This is a genomic window from Sphingobacterium sp. UBA5670 (assembly GCF_002420705.1).
Lineage (GTDB): Bacteria > Bacteroidota > Bacteroidia > Sphingobacteriales > Sphingobacteriaceae > Sphingobacterium.
Window position 1 is genome coordinate 92,152 of sequence record NZ_DIIM01000002.1, and the last position, 19,071, is coordinate 111,222.

At 39.8% G+C, this 19,071-nt stretch carries 15 protein-coding genes; 10 read left to right on the forward strand and 5 right to left on the reverse strand.

The genetic code is table 11. The annotated features are described in order from the left end of the window. Nucleotides 1-42: 42 nt before the first annotated feature. Nucleotides 43-600, reverse strand: a complete 558-nt coding sequence (locus tag B3C94_RS01380; RefSeq protein ID WP_293897811.1) for a hypothetical protein — start codon at nucleotides 598-600, stop codon at nucleotides 43-45. A 173-nt stretch (nucleotides 601-773) separates the two neighbouring features. Between B3C94_RS01380 and B3C94_RS01385 the strand changes: the two genes are divergently transcribed. The 3 genes from B3C94_RS01385 to B3C94_RS01395 are packed head-to-tail and all read left to right on the forward strand — an operon-like array spanning nucleotide 774 to nucleotide 6,051. Next, nucleotides 774-3,251, forward strand: coding sequence for an SEL1-like repeat protein (locus tag B3C94_RS01385; protein ID WP_293897814.1), 2,478 nt, complete (start codon nucleotides 774-776; stop codon nucleotides 3,249-3,251). 25 nt (nucleotides 3,252-3,276) lie between these two features. After that, the gene (locus tag B3C94_RS01390; protein WP_293897817.1) at nucleotides 3,277-5,823 is read left to right on the forward strand and encodes a tetratricopeptide repeat protein; all 2,547 of its coding nucleotides are present in this window, start codon (nucleotides 3,277-3,279) and stop codon (nucleotides 5,821-5,823) included. Nucleotides 5,824-5,826: 3 nt separating this feature from the next. Next, nucleotides 5,827-6,051 carry a hypothetical protein gene (locus B3C94_RS01395; protein WP_293897820.1) on the forward strand — a complete coding sequence of 75 codons (225 nt, stop codon included), beginning with the start codon at nucleotides 5,827-5,829 and terminating at the stop codon, nucleotides 6,049-6,051. 82 nt (nucleotides 6,052-6,133) lie between these two features. Here the strand turns inward: B3C94_RS01395 and B3C94_RS01400 are convergent, their stop codons facing one another. Then, on the reverse strand, nucleotides 6,134-6,664 hold the full coding sequence (locus B3C94_RS01400) for a YfiT family bacillithiol transferase (protein ID WP_293897823.1): 531 nt from the start codon (nucleotides 6,662-6,664) through the stop codon (nucleotides 6,134-6,136). A 195-nt stretch (nucleotides 6,665-6,859) separates the two neighbouring features. Here B3C94_RS01400 and B3C94_RS01405 point away from each other — a divergent pair, with 195 nt between their 5' ends. Beyond that, nucleotides 6,860-7,525: a DUF2625 domain-containing protein gene (locus B3C94_RS01405; RefSeq protein WP_293897826.1), complete on the forward strand. Its 666-nt coding sequence runs from the start codon at nucleotides 6,860-6,862 to the stop codon at nucleotides 7,523-7,525. A 110-nt stretch (nucleotides 7,526-7,635) separates the two neighbouring features. On the opposite strand, the gene B3C94_RS01410 is transcribed toward B3C94_RS01405, so the two are convergent. Then, the gene (locus B3C94_RS01410; protein WP_293897829.1) at nucleotides 7,636-8,958 is read right to left on the reverse strand and encodes an NYN domain-containing protein; all 1,323 of its coding nucleotides are present in this window, start codon (nucleotides 8,956-8,958) and stop codon (nucleotides 7,636-7,638) included. A gap of 411 nt (nucleotides 8,959-9,369) precedes the next feature. Next, nucleotides 9,370-10,149, reverse strand: coding sequence for a helix-turn-helix domain-containing protein (locus B3C94_RS01415; RefSeq protein WP_293897832.1), 780 nt, complete (start codon nucleotides 10,147-10,149; stop codon nucleotides 9,370-9,372). 90 nt (nucleotides 10,150-10,239) lie between these two features. On the opposite strand from B3C94_RS01415, the gene B3C94_RS01420 reads away from it, so the two are divergent. Beyond that, on the forward strand, nucleotides 10,240-11,448 hold the full coding sequence (locus B3C94_RS01420) for a CynX/NimT family MFS transporter (protein ID WP_293897835.1): 1,209 nt from the start codon (nucleotides 10,240-10,242) through the stop codon (nucleotides 11,446-11,448). Nucleotides 11,449-11,546: 98 nt separating this feature from the next. On the opposite strand, the gene B3C94_RS01425 is transcribed toward B3C94_RS01420, so the two are convergent. Further along, entirely contained in the window at nucleotides 11,547-13,406 is a 1,860-nt protein-coding gene (locus B3C94_RS01425; protein WP_293897838.1) for a CocE/NonD family hydrolase, read from the reverse strand. 632 nt (nucleotides 13,407-14,038) lie between these two features. On the opposite strand from B3C94_RS01425, the gene B3C94_RS01430 reads away from it, so the two are divergent. From B3C94_RS01430 to B3C94_RS01450, 5 genes are all read left to right on the forward strand, one after another. Continuing rightward, a complete protein-coding gene (locus B3C94_RS01430; RefSeq protein ID WP_293897841.1) occupies nucleotides 14,039-15,367 on the forward strand; it encodes an inositol-3-phosphate synthase in 1,329 nt (442 codons plus the stop codon). A 166-nt stretch (nucleotides 15,368-15,533) separates the two neighbouring features. Further along, nucleotides 15,534-16,259 carry a nucleotidyltransferase family protein gene (locus tag B3C94_RS01435; protein ID WP_293897844.1) on the forward strand — a complete coding sequence of 242 codons (726 nt, stop codon included), beginning with the start codon at nucleotides 15,534-15,536 and terminating at the stop codon, nucleotides 16,257-16,259. Between the two features lie 13 nt (nucleotides 16,260-16,272). Continuing rightward, a complete protein-coding gene (locus tag B3C94_RS01440) occupies nucleotides 16,273-17,157 on the forward strand; it encodes a hypothetical protein (protein WP_293897847.1) in 885 nt (294 codons plus the stop codon). Continuing rightward, nucleotides 17,138-18,088, forward strand: a complete 951-nt coding sequence (locus B3C94_RS01445; RefSeq protein ID WP_293897850.1) for a CDP-alcohol phosphatidyltransferase family protein — start codon at nucleotides 17,138-17,140, stop codon at nucleotides 18,086-18,088. The genes B3C94_RS01440 and B3C94_RS01445 overlap by 20 nt, the downstream gene beginning before the upstream one ends. Continuing rightward, nucleotides 18,081-19,070, forward strand: coding sequence for a lysylphosphatidylglycerol synthase transmembrane domain-containing protein (locus B3C94_RS01450; protein ID WP_293897853.1), 990 nt, complete (start codon nucleotides 18,081-18,083; stop codon nucleotides 19,068-19,070). Before B3C94_RS01445 ends, B3C94_RS01450 begins: the two co-directional genes overlap by 8 nt. Nucleotide 19,071 lies beyond the last annotated feature (1 nt).

Below are 19,071 nucleotides of genomic sequence, written 5' to 3' on the forward strand. Positions count from 1 at the left end.
CTGTTATTGCTCATAAACATACAGATTGAGAAATGTCCTTCGTTATTCGATCTCGATCCATTTTTTTTCAAAATAGATATTGCACACCGGTATTTCGGTCGCATCGATAAATTTGGCTTCTACAAAATCGCCTCTTGTGCCAATATATTTTAATTTTAAGCCTTTATTGTCTAAACCAGAGGTATCGTAATAGGCACCCAGTTTGAGCTGAAATGGATTGTCTTTCACATCGTTTGTAAAGATGGAAAACAACAGTAATTTCGTCGAATGTGTATCTGCTTTCTCATAGCCAAAAAAGCGGTGATCTAAACGGATATTGGATTGCAGGCGTATGATACTGTCTTTAGAACTCAAGTTTACGTAAGCTTTGGTGACTTCGTCAGACTCCAGTACACTTTGTGCATTGGCGTGGTCAACGCTATCCAGTTTGGAACGGTTTGGCAATAGGCTTTCTTTGAGGACAGTATCTTTGACAAGGCTTTCCGTAGTTTTTGCCGGAGCGATGTGTGCTTCGCCTCGTTTTGATTTTTCCTGACAAGCAATTTGCAATGAAAGGAGCAATAATGCGCCGATATAGTAACTGTATTTGAAATGATTCATTGCTTTTTTGTGTACAAAATCCAAACCAAAGTTGTTGAAAATAAGAAGAGAAAAAAATCCCTGTTTTCCGCTAAACAAAAGATATGATAAATACGGTATTTTTACAACATTCGCATGATCCTACTGAATGAATTAGGGCAAAGCGACAGACGGACAAAAAGAAAAACTAAGGCATGGCACATCGCATTTATATTTACAATGTAAATCTCAGGACCAAACAAACATATCCTTCTTATCTGGCCGAATGGAATTATGAAATTCCTGTTCTCATGCGGCCTTTATTTTCCGCTAATATCCGATCCAAAGGTAGCCAGCTTTATGCAGATAAGGAAGATGGGATCGCAAGGCTTCGCTACTTTTATGCATTGTTGGCGGATAGGTATCAATTGCATTATAAAAAGAAATATTTTGAGCCTGTAAACAGGATGTTTGAATTTTTGGAAGCCCTGCCTTTCGATACATTTCAGATCGATGGACGTGATGTGTTTAGTATGAATGAGGAGAAAGATACCCAACAGGCTAAAGACTGGGCGGAAGAAATTAAAATTCAGGCCTTATTGTATGAGCAAGCTGTCGATGAACAGTCCTTAGATCCGCTGGACCCGCTAATAAAAGAGTCTGGCTATGCTTCTTTTTTGGACGCTCTTCAAACCGATTGGATTGATTATGGATTGGGAGTCTGGGCGGAAGAGCTTTTGCGGGAGAAAGGAGCTGAAGTTTTTGAAGAGGGAGGAAAGCATGGGTTAAAAAATGCGAACGGCGATCTCCTGATCCCAGCAGTTTATGATGAAATATTCGAATTCAATGAGCAGGGGCTTGCGGTCGTTGAAAGAAATGGTCAATACGGCTATATTAATGTAAGCGGCGCCGAGCTGGTACCTTGTCAATATCGAGAGGCTTTTGATGCCCGATATATCAACGGGAATAATTACGCGGAAGTGGAAGTTTCAGGGAAACGTGGGGTACTGGATATTGATACCACCCAGCTGAGTATACCGGCAATCTATGATGAACTCGACTGGATCGCCTATGGCTTTTTAAACGCAAGACAAGGGGATGGCAACCTGCTCCTTTCGGTCGAAGGACGATTGATTATTCCAGATCCAGCACCTGAGTCGTTTGTGTATGACTATAACAAACTGTTTTATACCCGGCAAAAAGGAACGATAAAAAGAAGATATTACCGAATGGACGGGCAGTATTTGGGAACTTTTCTGGAAGGTAGCCTGGAGCCGTTACCCAATCAATATTTTTGGATTAGACCAAATAAGCTACAGCCAAAAATTGCTGTTATTAAACCGGATGGTACGGTATTGGATGAAGACATTGACCGAATTATTGTACTGGATGACTACCGAAGTATCGCGTATCTCAAAAATAAAAGATGGCAGATTTATGCGCTTGAACAGAGGGTATTTCGCCTAAAGGATAGTCTGATAGACAAGGTAGGAGTAGATAGTATACAACAGCACCGTAAAGACATTTTTGTTGTAAGCTGCTCTCAAGGGCAGGGGATTTATGATGCGCATCGGGGGGAATGGTTACTTGAACCTGCTACTGACCATCAGAAAATCGAACATTGCTTTTTGGACTTTATGCGCATACACTGCCCGCGGGGAATGTACTATTTCGATACGAAGCTTAACTTTTGCAGTGAGCTTTACGATTATATTTGCTCGCCTTTTCATTATCCAGCGCCAGAGGCAATCTCAGGTGAACTCCTGTTGCTTTTTAAAGGAGACAAGTTGTTTCGTCTCGACATGCAACGGAATATCGTTGAGATTCCAGAAACGGAATTTGGATATTTATATACGGAACGCTATCAGCTACGGGGGCGCGATCAAAGCTATTTTGTGCAGTTTTATCAAGCCTGGACGAAACACAAGGGTGATGGATATGAACAGTATTTCGATAATGACACACTGCTTGAAAAGGGGAAGAAGCTCGATGCTGAAGGGAAGGTCTCCGATGCCATTCGTTTACTCACGATCGGGGCTGATCGCGGTAGTGCAGACTGTCAATATTTCCTTGGAAATATATATACAGATGCAGATTACGAAGGGATGGATATCGCAAAGGGAAAGTTCTTCTATGAACAGGCAATGGCGCAAAATCATGCGCAAGCATGGAATAATTGGGCATTTTTATATGCGACAGCGCATGGTGTTGAACTCGATATTCCGAAAGCTTTAAAAGGGTATCAGCAAGCTGCTGCGTTGGGAGAAGCACAAGCCATGAGCAACTTAGGGAATTGGTATTACGAAGGTGCCTATGTAGAACAGGACTATGCCTTAGCTTTAGATTACTTTAAGCAAGCTGAAAAAGCGGGTATTGCCAATGATGCGCAAATGGCAGAAATCCATTATCAAAGACAAGATTACGCGAACTTATTGCGTTATTTGAAAAGGGATACGGCAAATCAATTTGCCGCTATCTATTATGGGATTTTGTATGAGGAAGGACTGGGCGTTAAACAAAGTTTGTCAAAAGCCATCCGTTACTATGAACAAGCCAATAAAGAAAACGTGTATGCCTATGCTGTCAGTCGTTTGCTACAACTGTATGCTGCGCACGGTGCTGCTGCAAACGCAGATAAATACGAGTTTTGGTCACATTTTGCTAAGGAAAATGCTGTTGTAATTGATCAATAGCAAAAGAATTATTATCGCATAGAAAATGGCTCATCGCATATATATTTACAATACAGATAAAAAGGATCAAGATTATTTTCCTCATTATTTAGGGGAATGGAACTATGTGATTCCCCCGCTCTTTTTTCCCTTATTTGCCGCTAATCCAAGGGCAAAAGGTACCTTAGTCTTTTCAGAAAAGGAAGCGGGAATCCGCAAGCTTCGCACTTTTTATGATTTGCTCATCCATGAATACGGGTTAAATTCCGATGCGCTGGCCATGGCAGCTATCGGGAAACTGTTCGATTTTTTGAATGGTTTACCCTTCGATTACTTTCAGTTGAATGCAAGTGATGTATTTAACATGAGCGATGTTAAACATAGTCAACAGGCAAAAGATTTTGCATTTGAAATCTATGAGAAGAATTTGCCCTATGAAAAAGCAATCGAAAAACAGTCCATAGCTGAACTCGAATCTATTTTGGCCCCCGCTGGTTATACTTCTTTTTTAGCGATGCTTGAACTGGAATGGAGCAACTACGGCTTGGGCTGGTGGAATAGAGATGCGATTGACAGTCTGGATAATCAATTTTTTGAAGATCAGGGTCTTTGGGGAATACGCAATGCAAAAGGAGAGGTGAAGGTCGAAGCAAGCTACCAGGAAATTGGTGATTTTGATTATGAAGGGATCGCTGTCATACAGAAAAATCAGCTGTTCGGTTATTTAAACAGGGGCGGAGAAGAAACTATTCCTTGTATTTATTCATCGGCAGCACCAGTCCAATATGGAGCTGGATCGATCGTTGGTAAGGTGAGCTTAGACGAAAAATATGGATTGGTCAACGTTGAGAACAGAGAAATAATCATACCGCTTGAATATGATGAACTCGAAGATCTTGCTTCCGGTTATTATCAGGGGAAGAAAGATCAGCAGTATTATATCATTGATGCCCAAGGACTGCTCTTCAATGTTGTTGGTGCTGATAGACCGTTTGACATCGATTACGAAGGATTTATCTACCAAGAGATTGCCGGAAGTAAACTGCGCCGCTATTATTCAAACAAAGGTATTTTATTGGGCGTTTTTGCTGGTGGCGTATTAAGCGAACTGCTGTTTGATTTTTATGCAGTCAATTTGACTAACAAAAAGAAAAAATCAGTTTTGTCTCCCGAGGGAACTTTCTTGGTCAAAGATGTTGATTTACTCAATGCCGGAAATGGCCGAGCTGCGTTATCCTTTGTTGATTCCGGCAGAATCCATCTGTATGATCTGGAAGCTCGGGCCTATGTATTGCAAGATATGGTCATTCAATCCCTAAAGGGTGGGACCGATTTTGATAATGGCGCCCGGGATTGCTATATCATTGAAACAGCTGCCGGAAGAGGAATCTATCAGGCTGCTGAAAAGGCCTGGCTGGTGCCGCTCTCAACGCACTATGCAAAAATTGTTTATGGTGTGATGGATTATTTTATTCTGAAAGACAATGCGGGAAGGTATTACTACTATGACGCAGAGCAGAAGTCGCTCAGCTCCGCCTACGATTATGTCTGTGCAAGTGTTGATCATTATCAGGATCTGATGTTGCTGCAAGGTGACTTGCTGTATAAAAAAGGGTATGATGGCGTGGAGGTAATTCCGGAAGATCAATACGGTCAGTTTCTGAAAAAACTGGATCAATTGTCGGGGGAAGATTTTGATGTATCTAATCGTTTTTTTGAGCGGTGGAAGGCTGCGAAGGGCGATAATTTTGAATCCTGTTATGATAGTTATACCTTATATCATATGGCCTTGGACTGCTGCCGGCAAGGCGATGTCGAAATGGCGATACGCTATTTTACCTTTTCCGCCGACCAGGGTAATGAAAGCAGCATGCATGAACTGGGGAATATCTATACGGATACCGATAGCGAACACAATCCTTATTTAGATTTGGACAAAGGAATTCAATATTATGAACAAGCGGCCCAAAAAAATTATGCCGCTGCATGGAATGAGATTGGTTACCTTTTTCAATATGGTATTGGTTATAAAAAAGATCTGAAAAAGTCATTTGATGCGTACATGAAAGGAGCTGAATTGGGGAATGGCTATGCTTTATCCAATTTAGGCTACTTTTATTCAAGTGGAACCTATGTGGAAGAAGATCTGGAAAAAGCCCTCACTTATTATCAGAAAGCTGAATTAAAACTAGTGGAAAACAATAGCAATATAGCCTCTATCTATTACAGTTTGGAAGATTACGATCGTCTATTGGTTTATTTGAAAAGAGATAAAGAAAACAGCTATTCCAATATTTATTATGGACTGCTCTATGATCAGGGACTGAAATTTAAAAAGGACAGCAAAAAGGCGATAGGCTATTTTGAACGCGCCAATGACTATGGCGTTTACGAAAGTGCCACAGCTCGCTTATTGGATTATTACAAGAATGATCCTACATTTAGAAATCAGGAAAAATTTGTCCATTGGTCAGATTTTGCGAAAAGCAATGAACTGGATATCGAACCGGATTTATTGCAATGGGATAGCCAGCCTGAAGATTCGGGCGCAAGTCCTTCCTTTTTTAGCAAACTATTTAAAAAGAAAAAGTAAATCATGTTATCATCAGCAAATATAGATTTTAGTGGCATTCTGATCGACTTGGTGCTGATTGTATTTTTTGGATTTGGAGGGGTGTATACCTTAACGGTGGGTATTATTCATCTCGTAAAGAAAAAAACACGCACTGTAGGGTATTATTTGCTGTCGTTTTTGCTGTCGGGTCTTATTGGGCTCCTGGTTGCGGGATTGCTGGCGTTTCTGTGGGCGATGTCGCTTTAGCAATGTAGAGCAGTGACGTAAATTTATCGCAATGATCCATTTACCAGTAGTGAAATGATCATTGCGATAGATGTGATTGCTATTAATGGTTTTTGGCATTGACAATATGCATGAGGTGGTGGTTGCAATGCCATGCATATAGGCCTATATTGACCTTTAAAGAAATTAGTCTTTTGGTAACGGGGTGAATAAAACCCCTTTCGAGTTGTTCGGCTGAAAGGCTTTTCAACAGTATGACCCAACGTTCATGTAAGCCTTCGAGCAATTTTACCGAACTTTCGATAGGTATTATTTTGGCGTCGGGAAGTTCGGCCCACAGCTTTTCTTCATATAATTTGATGGTTGGGTCTTCTTCTGTTAGGGCCAATTTGAATCGGACAAAGCTATTCATGTGACTATCGGCACAATGGTGAACGACCTGACGTATCGTCCAACCGTCGGGACGGTAGCGCTTTTCTAGGGCACTGTCCGTAAGGTCGCCGACTTCGGATTTTAACCGAGCCGGAAAATCTGCAATTGTCTTGATCCAGTCATTCAACAGGGGGTTGTCAATTACATCGGGTATCGCGAAACGACCTATAGGGTATCTGAGTTTTTCTAATTCATGTTGCATAACCTAAAATTACTTAAAATAGATGCAAGGTTCCTAATGTTTATGTTTTCGATGAATATTTTTTTTCAATCTGTTCTTGTACAAGCTGTAATTTGGATGCGATAAAGAATTGTGGTAATTTCGGCAAATTGATAAGGACAAGAAGCCTCCCGTTTGGTTGGAGGATATTGATCTTAGCGTACAAAAGCACAAGAAATGAAAAGTCTAAAAGAACTGATTGATTTAAGTAATTCGGGATGGAAGCTAGTTGAGGGCTGGTTGAAGGAAGCGACAAATTCATATGAAGTGCTTCCTCCAAATCCTAAACGGGCTGATGAGGAACTTTTAAGGGCACAAATTACGACAAAATCTCCCATGGGAGCCATTATTCATCAAACCGGCGGTATGCTAATCGACGGTGGCTGGTTGCGGATTTTAGGCTCAGGATCGCCGCAATTAAACCGCGGAATTATGGAGTGGAATAAGGGTAAGAGCTTTGACAAAGAAGGTGAAAAAGGAGGATTTCTACTTATTGCTGACGATGTTTTGGGGGGGTATTTTGCCATCAATGCTGGCGCTCTGGGAGATGCAATTGGACAGGTTTATTATTTTGCTCAAGATACCTTGCAATGGGAAAGTCTGGAATGTGGCTATTCGGACTTTGTCTTTTGGGCTTTAAAAGGGGATATCAGACAGTTTTATGAAACATTTAAATGGAAAGAGTGGAGCGAAGATATTAAATTCCTGAATGGTAATCAGGTTTTTTCGTTTTACCCTTTTCTATGGACTGAGGAGGCACGCGATTTTCGTAAAGTAGACCGTAAGCCAATGGCCATTGATGAGAACTACCACTTTACGATGGAATTTGCGGGCAGACGTTAATTTTTATTTCAATACGACAAACCTTCAACGTAATGCTTTGATACGGTAATAGGACAACAATATATTGTCCTATTACCGTATGGCACAAAGGGTAATGTCCCTGAATTATATTAAACTGATTTATTTTGAAGGCTAAAGCTAACCTCGTTCAGTTTGACTATTTGTATTTGTATCCCCTCGGAAAGGCCAAGTTTGGTCGCCGCTTCTTTTCCTAATTTAAGTACATGAAATCCTCTGCCTCGATAGGTGAAATTACATTCGTATTCTCCGGCATTGATCATAATCCTTAATTTTTGAGATTTAGTGGGAAATAAAGGTTTGAATTCTTTTGTAATCCTTATTTGCGATTTTTTAACATCATCTGCAGTAATTTTGTTGCCCTCTGAAGGAAACAACATGTTTGTAGGTAATGCCTGTACTACGGAAGGTAAGGGTTCGTCTTTTTGTTCCTGAATTTCCTGAACATTTGGAACTTCGTTTTGTATCGCTTCAGAACTTGTTGCGTTCTGGCGTTTCTTGTCTTGTCGCCCCTTCTTTCTATTATTTTGATTTGCAGTTTTTCCCGTGGTTTCTGTAGGAGGTACAGAAGGGGGGGGAGAAGAAGGCGTTTTGTGTTCGGTTTCCGCTGCTTGAGCCGGGCTGGTCATTGCTAAAGGACGTTTAATAATATTACGGATGTAATAGTGTTTTATACGCGATTTGTCGGTGTTGCGTTCCTCAATTTCAAAATCTTCCTTGTAGGCTTTGAAAAGATGGGACATCTTGTCGTATCCGTAATTTCGCGCATCAAAATCAGGTTTCCTCTTATTGAAAAGACTTCCGATTTCGCCTAGGAAAGCCCAGCCATTTTCATCGGCCGTATCATCAACGGTGTCTTTTAAAAGTTCGAGAGTTTCCTCATCCAGTACCGCTATACTTGCCGGATTATCAACGGGGGCAGGCTTGGGGGGAGTTTGCTGTTTTTTCTTTGCAACGGTTTCTTTCTTTTGATTTTTTTCAAAAATTTCTACGTAGATAAACTTGTCGCAGGAGGCGATAAAAGGCTTAGGTGTCTTTTTCTCACCGATACCAATAACGAGCTTACCTGATTCACGGAGGCGCGTGGCCAAGCGGGTGAAGTCGCTGTCACTCGATACGATACAAAATCCGTCCACTCTGTCCGAATGCAGAATATCCATGGCATCAATAATTAATGCGGAATCGGTAGAATTTTTGCCTTGGGTATAACTGTATTGTTGTATGGGGGTAATCGCATGGGTGAGAAGTTTGTCCTTCCATTTTTCAACATAAGGGTTGGTCCAGTCTCCGTAGATGCGCTTGATGGTTGGAATCCCGTATCTTTTGACTTCATTCAAAATCTCTTCGATCTTTCGATAAGATACATTATCCGCATCGATTAGTATTGCGATTTGCAAATCCCCATGTTCTGCCATAGATATTTAGTTTACTTTTTCAATTTTTAAATTCCTTTCTATTCTTATGGACTGTCTCATCCGAATATATATGCTAAAAATACAGTATTGTTAAAGAATTTCTTGAATTTTTTGAGAATTAATTTAAGCTATATTTATCGAGAACAGGAAATCAGCTTCTTTTGTTTGGACATGGGAGAGGTATTTAATACGTCTAAGGGTGCAGAAATGATTTAAAGGAGGGTGAAAAGAAATAAAAAAAGGTTTTCAAACGGGGAGAATGAAAACCTTAAATAACCAATTATAAACCTAAATTATGATGATACAAAGATAGTGTAAATATTACACCTGTGCAAATTTTCTCTTCTATTTTTTTAGCCTGTAAAGATTTTTGTAGCTTTTTAGCTACAAACGAGATCTTTTGAGCCGAAATTAATCCAGCATAAATGCAGAAGGCCTGTATTTCATTACAGCATAAAAGCTATTGGTGAAGGCTTGTACGCTTTGATAACCGACTTTATAGGCTATTTGAGAGATCGTGAATTGTTTTGTACTTAAAAGTTCCAGGCTCTTGATAATGCGGAGCAATTGTTGATATTTTGCAAGTGTCATGCCTGTTTCTTTCTTAAAAAGACGCTCAATTGTTCGAAGAGAAAGATTAGACAACGTAGCGATCTCATCCATTCTGATTGCTTCTGTATAATGATCATGCAAGTGATTGAGCACAGTCTGTAGTCTATTTTCATGAGGGAGCGTGATCTCCAATTGGAGCAATTGTGTGCAAAAACAGGGAAGTTCATTCATCAATGCTGTTAAGAATATTTTTTCATGTTCATTTTCTTCGATCAGTTTTGACCATTTTTCAGTATATAAAATCATTTCCCGTAACACTTTGGGAGCCGAGAAGATCTGTACGCGCTGGAAAAATTGATCTTCTCCGGAAACATCAAAAAAAATGACCATAAGCTTAATGCTTTCCGAATGAGAGTTAGTCTTATGTAAAGCATCGGAGGGAATCCAAGCAACGTGATTTTGTGTTAGCAGATACATCTTTCCCTCGACAGTAAGGTATTGAAATCCCTGTTCGACGTAAATCAGCTGACCCTTCTGATGACGATGCAATTCGTTGTCGTGAATCCAGTTTTCCTCAAACCATACAAAGGTAGATTTTTTGATGCGCTCTATTGTCAATGTATGATTGATAGGATTCATGTCGTTTTAAATTAAATCAATGGCAAATTTAATTAAATTTCTAGGGATATCTTTGCAATCGATTATCAAGTGTTTAGATAAGTTTTTAGGATGAAAGAAAATGAAAAAATATCCACAGCTGTCTCCTGGAACTGGTTATGCGTCTTGGTTGTTATATTAGTTTCAACCAATCTACGATCGCCAATTACAGCGGTGGGTCCTGTACTGGGGCAGATCAGTGAAGATTTACAATTGAATACTTTTCAGAGCAGTTTATTGACGGCAATTCCGCTTTTTATGTTTGCGAGCTGTTCTGTTGCCGTGAGCCGCTATTCCCATATACAGGGCATGCATCGTTTTTTGCTATTTGGTTTGGTCATATTGAGCGCCGGAATAATACTTCGGGTATGGGGCAATATTCCGATGCTGTTTACGGGATCTTTTTTAATCGGCTTAGGGATCTGTGTTGGCAATGTCGTGACACCGGGTTATATTAAAACCAATTTTCCAAAGCAGATCGGACTAATGACGGGCATTTTTGCAGTTGCTATGAATCTGACGGCAGCTTTTGCTTCGGGCTTTAGTCTGCGATTGGGAACGTGGACGGGACTTGAATGGCGGGGCTCCTTGGGTGTTTGGGTGATTTTGGCATTGTTATCTCTTTTGGCTGTTTTCTTTGATGGCCTGAGCGGCCGGAAAGTCATTACTATAACTGAAAACAAACAAGCAGCAAATGGAATTGGGCATATTTTTAGATCACGATTAGCCTGGTACATCAGCCTATTTATGGGCATTCAGTCTTTAGTATACTATAGCTTGATTTCCTGGCTACCCAACGTGCTGGTCGATTACGGTATGCCTTCGAAAGATACCGGCTGGTTGCTGTTTTTGATTCAGATTGCGATGATTCCCATTATGTTCATTGGACCTATTTTGGCAAATCGAATGAAGGATCAGCGTCTTATGGCAAGTCTTGTTGCTATAGGCATGCTGGGAAGTATCTTTATATTTTGGCATTACAAGCTTCAAGGAATTTATGTTGCCGCTATATTGCTGGGACTTTCCAATGGACTGTCGTTTAGTCTGTCCATTCTTTTCTTTACCCTGCGCGCCAGATCGACCGCCAATGCAATCAAAATATCAGGCATGGCACAATCCGTCGGTTATCTGATTGCTGCATTTGGTCCACCGGTATTCGGTAAACTACACGAAATAGATGCTACTTGGAATTCTTCCTTCTATTTTCTCGCTGGAAGCATTTTACTCTTATTGTTTGCCGGATGGAAGGCTGGAGAAGACAGGTATGTAACAGAAGATTAAATGACGGCCACAACAGCTATCGGCATATAAGCTATTGCCGATGTCTGATGTGGCCTTTTGTAATGTGGTTTTTCAAGGATCGCTTTTAAAGCTTGTTATTAATCCTTGAGAATTGCAAATTCGATGTATGTGGCATTGTTCACGTCATGAAAAATCCGTTGGGTAGCTTTTCGGAAATCCGCTTTGGTGGCGGTGTAAGGCGCTAGGAATACCTGTGGATTTCGTTCTGCCAAAGGAAACCAGGAGTTCTGCACCTGAACCATGATGCGGTGTCCTTTTTTGAAAGTATGTGCGACATCAGGCATTTCAAAATTTACCTTTTCAATCATTCCCGGTGTTAGGGCCTGTGCTTTTTCAAAACCATTTCGGTATTTCCCGGCCATGATTTCTCCACGTACCATCATTTGGTATCCGGCCATTGTTTTTCCCTGATAACTTGGTGCATCATTAGGATAAACATCAATCAGTTTGACGACATAGTCGGCGTCTGTTCCTGTCGAAGAGACTTTGAGAAAGTTTTTGATTGGGCCTACAATTGTCAGATCTTCTGTCAAAGGTTCTGTTTGATACACCATGACATCAGGACGACTGGCTGCGAAACGTTGATCATCAACCATATATTCCCGCGTGCGGTTTTGAATCAGTCCGCCTTGATGTGGGACAGGTTTATTCGGGTCAGTTACATATTCATCCCAGGAATCAGTACGTTGAACTTTGTCAAATCCAAGTTTTCCCTGCGGTTGGAAGTATAGTTTTTTTGTTTCTGTATTTTTAGGTGGCCATTGTTCAAAATGTTTCCATTCGTTGGTTCCTGAGACAAAAATATTGGCTTCAGAAGGAGCGAAGTTTCCTTCACCTTTGAGATGATATTTAAAAAATGGTTGTTCAAATTGTTCCTGATAGGTAATACTTGTTTTTTTCTCAAATTGGATATCACCCAGATAGTTTCCTTCTGCTCGAACCCAGCCCCCATGATACCAAGGGCCGGCCACTATAATCGAATTGTTTTTTTTGCTTTTATCTTCAATCGATTGATAGGTCTTAAATGTGCCATAGGCATCTTCTGCATCGAAGAAACCCCCGACGACCATCACTGCTGGTTTCACTTCCTGTAAAGAGTTGGTGATCACACGTGATTTCCAAAAATCGTCGTAATCGGGATGTTTAAACAGGTCATTCCAGAATTGAACAGAATCGCCAAAATACTTTTCTTTGAGTTCTCGTGCTGTTCCTGCTTCTAAAAAAAAGTTGTATTTGTCCGCTTCTTTGATCTGAATTTTACTTTTAAATTGATCTGGTGTAATGGGTTTTGGACGTGGGACACCAAAGGTTGACATAAAGGTGAATGCATCCTGAAGAAACAATACGCCATTATGGTGGAAGTCGTCGCCGATATACCAGTCTGTTACAGGAGCCTGCGGAGAGACTGCTTTCAAGCTTGGATGTGTTTTGACGAGCCCCACGGTAGAATAGAAGCCTGGGTAGGAGATCCCATAAAGTCCCGCCTTACCATTATAGTTTTTAAGATTCTTTTGTAGCCATTCAAGTGCATCGTAGGTATCCGTACTTTCATCGATTGCTTTTTTATCTTTGCTGTGTGTAGTCGGACGTATATCCTCAAAATCACCTTCACTCATCCACTTACCGCGGACATCCTGATAGACGAAAATATAACCTTCACGCATCATTGCCGGAAAGTTACCCAAGCTTTTTTTATAGTCGTTTTGGCCATAAGGAGAAACCGTATAGGGCGTCCTATTGAGCAGAACCGGATACTTCTTGGATTTGTCTTTTGGACTGTAGATAGCAGTAAACAACTTTTTGCCATCTCTCATGGGGATTGCTACTTCGGTCTTTTCATAATGATCTCTAACATAAGCAGAGTCGGCAGCTGTTTGAGCATGTAACTGGCTTGTGCATAAAAGCGTTAAAGTTAGGTACGAAATTGTATTTTTCATTCAGATAATTATTTGTTCGGTACTTTTTTGATGTAAAACTATTCATACACCCGGTTTCGTTTTTAGCAATGCTATGGAGACTTTATATGTTAGGCTGTATGCGTTACAGGTAAAATTTGTCTTAACATTATCGTTTGGTAGGCCATTTTTCCGTCGACAGTTGAATGGTCAGTGGCTGTTGGTTTATAAATGAACGATACATTCATTGCTAGTATTTAAATTTTAAGCTAAAGGTAGTGCTCGTAAAGCCATTTTCCAATTTTATTGTCATATTTATAGGAAATAGAAAAAGAAAAATTGACCAATTTTTAAGAAAGAAAAACTTTTTTTGGATTGAATTTGGATTAGTTTTCGAATGTTGATATATTGAGTAAAATTATCGGGATTTGTTTTTCGGGTTAACAAGTTTAGCTAAAATCGTTAAATTTCAGTCAGATGGAATAGTAGAGTACTAAATAATAATTCATTTTCGGATTATTTCTTTCGGTTTCGAATAGACTTTGCATCGGTAATTGTCACGATTTTATAAATAAAGTGCGGGGTGGTATGAAATATGTTTTTTTAAGCTAATTTTAAGAATTATTTTATCATAATACATCAATTAAATAACAATTTAAGTATATAGAATTAATATGGGACAACAAGTGAAAGATGCCAATGGAAAATTGGGTATTCTTATTCCGGGATTAGGTGCTGTGGCTACAACATTGATCGCTGGTGTGGCATCTATAAACAAAGGTTTTTCAAAACCAATTGGATCTGTTTCTCAATTGAGCAGAATCCGTCTGGGCAAACGCACTGAGAATAGAAATCCATTAATTAAAGATTTCGTCCCTTTAGCAAAATTGGAAGATGTTGTTTTTGGTGGATGGGACGTATATGAAGATAACGTTTACGAGGCTGCATCAAAAGCACAGGTATTGGAACAAGGTCAATTGGATGCTGTTAAGGCGGAATTGGAAGCTATCCAACCAATGAAGGCTGTGTTTGACCGCAATTTTGTGAAAAACTTGGACGGAACACATATCAAAACTGAAAAAACTCGCCGTGAATTAGCAGACGCTGTACAACGTGATATTCGTGAATTTAAAGAGAAAAACGGATTGGACCGCGTAGTATTGGTGTGGTGTGGATCGACAGAACGTTATATTGAGACAAACGAAGCTTTCTCAACATTAGCTAAATTAGAAGAAGCTTTGGATAATGACGATCAACGTATTCCACCAAGCATGATCTACTGTTATGCTGCGTTGAAAGAAGGAGCTCCTTATGTAAACGGTGCACCAAATTTAACTTGTGATGTTCCAGCTATTGTTGAGTTGGCTCATGAAAACGGTGTAGCAATCGCAGGTAAAGACTTTAAAACAGGTCAAACGTTGATGAAAACAATCGTAGCACCAGGTCTTCAAGCAAGAGCTTTAGGTGTTGAAGGTTGGTTTTCGACGAATATTTTGGGTAACCGTGATGGATTAGTATTGGATGATCCTGAAAATTTCAAAACAAAAGAAGTATCTAAATTATCGGTATTGGAAGAAATTTTAGATGCGAAGAAGAACCCTGAGTTGTATGGTGATCTTTACCATAAAGTACGTATCAACTATTATCCGCCACATGGTGATAATAAAGAATCATGGGATAACATCGATATTTTCGGTTGGTTGGGCTACAAAATGCAGATCAAAATCAATTTCTTGTGTCGCGATTCAATTTTAGCAGCTCCAGTAGCTTTGGATTTAGCTTTGTTTATTGATTTGGCGCAACGCGCAGGTATGTCAGGCATTCAAGAGTGGTTGTCATTTTATTTGAAATCTCCTCAAACTGCTCCGGGATTACCTCCAGAGCACGATATCTTCAAACAATTAATGAAATTGCAAAACACATTGCGTCACATTATGGGTGAAGATTTAATCACGCATTTAGGATTGGATTATTATCAGGAGCTTGTAGATAGCATTCAATAAGCTACCTAAATAAGATAGGGGAAACAATTGTTTACAAACAGTTTTTCCCCTTTTTCTTCGACATCATTTAAGAAGTTGAAGATGGAATATAACCCTCTGTAAACTTTTGCGCTTACGAACGCTGAGATAGTGACGGGGGTTTTGCTTTTTTTAAAATGATTTTATTTTGCAATTAGAAGAAATGGAATTTGCAATTATAGCAGCGGGAGAAGGTTCTCGATTGCGAAAAGAGGGATTCAATTTACCGAAACCCTTGCTACCATTACATGGGGTTCCATTAATTGAACGATTGATTCGTGTGTTTGTCAAGGAAGGGGCACAAAAAGTTCATGTTATCATCAATAAACAATCTCCCGAACTGAAATTGTTTTTGGAAAAAACGACTTTTGAATTACCTATTGTGTTGATCGAAGAAGATACTGCAAGTTCCTTGCATAGTTTTGCTTTGCTTGTTAAAAACAACCCCGATTGGTCGTCCTGCTGTCTTACGACAACAGATACGGTGTTTAGGCCACATGAATTTCATGCCTATTTAGATGCTTTTCATCAACACAAAAATGCAGATGCTTTTATGGCAGTTACGCCTTTTGTCGATGATGAGAGCCCACTGTACGTGAATACAGATTCACAGCTTCGTGTGGAAGCATTTTTGGATACAGCAACTGCAGAAACGAAATATGTTTCTGGTGGAATTTATTGCTTTCGCCAAGCGGCGATGGACTGTGCGTTAAGCTCCGTTGAAGCTGGAAATTCGAGAATGCGTAACTTTCAGCGCGCTTTATTGGAAAACAATTTACAAGTAGAAGCATTTGTTTTTGAAAAAGTCGTCGATATTGATCATCTAAAAGATCGTGCGGTTGCAGAACAATTTTTGAGTGAGGAAGTTAGTTAGTAAAATGAGCGAAATGATTTCTATTTTAGGCGTAACTCGAAAAAATCGCTTTTCACCCAATCATGTGGGGAATGATGCCGCTATATTTAATGAAGTAGTTTTAAAACTGACCGAAAAAGGTGCGTCGGTCGAAGTGTGTAATGAAGATGAATTTTTGTCTTCTACATCTATAAAGCAGAAAAATATTCTGACGATGGGGAGAACAAAGACTTTGGTTAAAAAGTTACAATCTCTTCAAAATAATGGGATCAATGTTTTGAATTCCGGTTTTGGAATTGAAAATTGCTTTCGGAAAAATATGACACTTAAGCTTTTGGAAGGCGGCGTTCCTTATCCCAAAAGTATTGTGATCTCTACAGTTGCAGATATTCAATCTATTTTTGAGAAACTGAAAGGAAAGGGGGTATGGATCAAACGCGGTGATTTTCATGCTATTCATAAGGAAGACGTTACGTTTGCTGGCAGTCTGAAAGAAGCACAGCATATCTTGAATGAATACGCGCTTCGCGGGATTAAAGAAGCTGTTATTTCTGAACATCTTGCCGGTGACCTGCTGAAGTTTTATGCGGTACGGGGAACGGATTTCTTCTTTTATTTCTACCCCTATGAACATAATCATCACAAATATGATTTGTATGAACAAATTAATGATGAGGTAGTACACTTTCCTTTCGACCTCGACAATCTCAAAAAAGTCGCCAATCGTGCTGCAGAAGTTCTGGATGTACATATCTACGGCGGTGATGTGATTATTGATGCAAATGGAGATTTCCATATTATTGACTTAAACGACTGGCCAAGTTTTGCGCCATGTCGGGCAGAGGCTGCTGAGGCCATTGCTCAAATGGTTTACCATAAATTTACTGAAAAGAACCACAATGCAGAAAGAACAAGTTAATGTAATCGAAGAAGAGAATTTGAGTGCATTCGAACAATCTTTAAAATCCAATGATACAGAAGAGCGAATTGATATCTGGTTTTACCGACCTATAGGCTATCGTATAGCGCAAGTCTGTGCTAAAATCGGTATTACACCTAATGCAGTGACGATTATTAGTATTTTCTTTGGCGTTGCGGCGGGTATTTTATTCTATTACCCTGCGTTGTGGATTAACGTTATCGGTATGCTTTTATTGGTGTTTGCCAACTCTTTGGATAGTGCCGATGGACAGCTAGCAAGGATGACAGACAATAAAAGTCGTTTTGGCCGTATATTGGATGGTTTTGCTGGGGATTTTTGGTTCGCATCTATTCATATTGCGATCTGCTTGCGCAGTATCAATGAAGGATGGCCACAATGGCTATGGGTATTTTGTGTACTTGCGGGTGTATCGCATATGATTCAATCCGCAATGGCTGATTATTACCGTAATGTCCACTTATATTTTATAAAGGGGAAAGCCGGTAGCGAATTGGATAATACGCGTGATTTGAAAGTGGACTATGATGCCTTATCCTGGCGTAAGAATTTTTTTAGCAAATTTGTGTTGAATGGCTATATGGGCTACACGCGCAACCAGGAAAAGCTATCTCCAAAACTGCAAAAACTACTGCATATTGTTAAAGGTCGTTATAAAGATGAATTGCCAAAACAATTGATGGTAGACTTTAGGACTCAGAATAAACCATTGATGAAGTACACCAATATTGTACAGTTTAATACACGAGTAATCTTTCTATTTGTTTGGTTGTTTATCGGTCAGCCTTGGATTTATTTTTTCTTTGACATGTTTGTCCTCAATCCGATTTTGATTTATATGTGCAACCGACAGGAAAAAGTAAGTGGTTATTTTGTTGACAAATTAACAAACGATCCAACCTATGGGTAGTAAGATCTATAAAGTACTCTTTATGCTGATTGGTATAGGCACTCTTGCCTATATGATTCATGCTATGGGCATTGATGAGATTTGGAACAACCTCGAAAAAATTGGCTGGTGGTTTTTGCCTGTACTTGGCAGCTGGGCAGTGCTCTACTGGATGAACGCAATGGCGTTTAAGGCAATTATTCAGGAGCCGCAATTGCCCCAGACAAACGTGCCATTTTGGAAAGTATTGCAATTGACGGTGTCTGGTTATGCCATTAATTATATTACACCATTTGTTGCTTTGGGGGGAGAGCCTTACCGTATTATGGAGCTTAAGAATTACGTCGGCGGTTCGAAGGCCGGTTCTTCCGTACTTTTGTATGGTGTGATGCACATTTTGTCGCATATTTTATTTTGGGTCGCTTCTGTTTTCCTCATTCTTTGGTTTGTGCCTGCAAGCACTATGGTGAATGTGGCTTGTGCTGTGATTTTTGTGATGGCCATTATTTGTACTTGGCTATTTACAAAGTTTTATAAGAAAGGAATTACAGTTTCGCTATTGAAAGCTTTGTCTAAACTACCTTTTGTAGGCAAGAAAGTCGATAATTTACTAGAGTCGAAGTATGAAACGTTGAATGACGTGGATCAACAGGTGAAAAATCTCTTTCAAAATCGTAGGGATCGTTTCTACACGGCCCTTTTTTGGGAATTTGTAGCACGTGTTGTCGGCTGTTTCGAGATTTATTTTATCGGTTTGGCTTTGGATATCAATATTGACTTTGTTGATGCCATGATTATTAGCTCGGGATCTTCTTTATTTGCCAATCTGGTTTTTTTCTTTCCAATGCAATTGGGAACACGGGAAGGTGGATTAGCTATGGCTGTGATGAGTATAGGATTGCCAGCGAAAGTCGGTATTTTTATGGGAGTTGTTACGCGAATTCGGGAAATCGTCTGGATTATGATCGGTTTAGGCTGGATGAGTTTAGTAAAAAAGAAATAAC

Coding starts and splice junctions, on each gene's coding strand:
- B3C94_RS01380 (WP_293897811.1), bottom strand. CDS start 600: ATGAATCATTTCAAATACAGTTACTATATCGGCGCATTATTGCTCCTT.
- B3C94_RS01385 (WP_293897814.1), top strand. CDS start 774: ATGGCACATCGCATTTATATTTACAATGTAAATCTCAGGACCAAACAA.
- B3C94_RS01390 (WP_293897817.1), top strand. CDS start 3,277: ATGGCTCATCGCATATATATTTACAATACAGATAAAAAGGATCAAGAT.
- B3C94_RS01395 (WP_293897820.1), top strand. CDS start 5,827: ATGTTATCATCAGCAAATATAGATTTTAGTGGCATTCTGATCGACTTG.
- B3C94_RS01400 (WP_293897823.1), bottom strand. CDS start 6,664: ATGCAACATGAATTAGAAAAACTCAGATACCCTATAGGTCGTTTCGCG.
- B3C94_RS01405 (WP_293897826.1), top strand. CDS start 6,860: ATGAAAAGTCTAAAAGAACTGATTGATTTAAGTAATTCGGGATGGAAG.
- B3C94_RS01410 (WP_293897829.1), bottom strand. CDS start 8,958: ATGGCAGAACATGGGGATTTGCAAATCGCAATACTAATCGATGCGGAT.
- B3C94_RS01415 (WP_293897832.1), bottom strand. CDS start 10,149: ATGAATCCTATCAATCATACATTGACAATAGAGCGCATCAAAAAATCT.
- B3C94_RS01420 (WP_293897835.1), top strand. CDS start 10,240: ATGAAAGAAAATGAAAAAATATCCACAGCTGTCTCCTGGAACTGGTTA.
- B3C94_RS01425 (WP_293897838.1), bottom strand. CDS start 13,406: ATGAAAAATACAATTTCGTACCTAACTTTAACGCTTTTATGCACAAGC.
- B3C94_RS01430 (WP_293897841.1), top strand. CDS start 14,039: ATGGGACAACAAGTGAAAGATGCCAATGGAAAATTGGGTATTCTTATT.
- B3C94_RS01440 (WP_293897847.1), top strand. CDS start 16,273: ATGATTTCTATTTTAGGCGTAACTCGAAAAAATCGCTTTTCACCCAAT.
- B3C94_RS01445 (WP_293897850.1), top strand. CDS start 17,138: ATGCAGAAAGAACAAGTTAATGTAATCGAAGAAGAGAATTTGAGTGCA.
- B3C94_RS01450 (WP_293897853.1), top strand. CDS start 18,081: ATGGGTAGTAAGATCTATAAAGTACTCTTTATGCTGATTGGTATAGGC.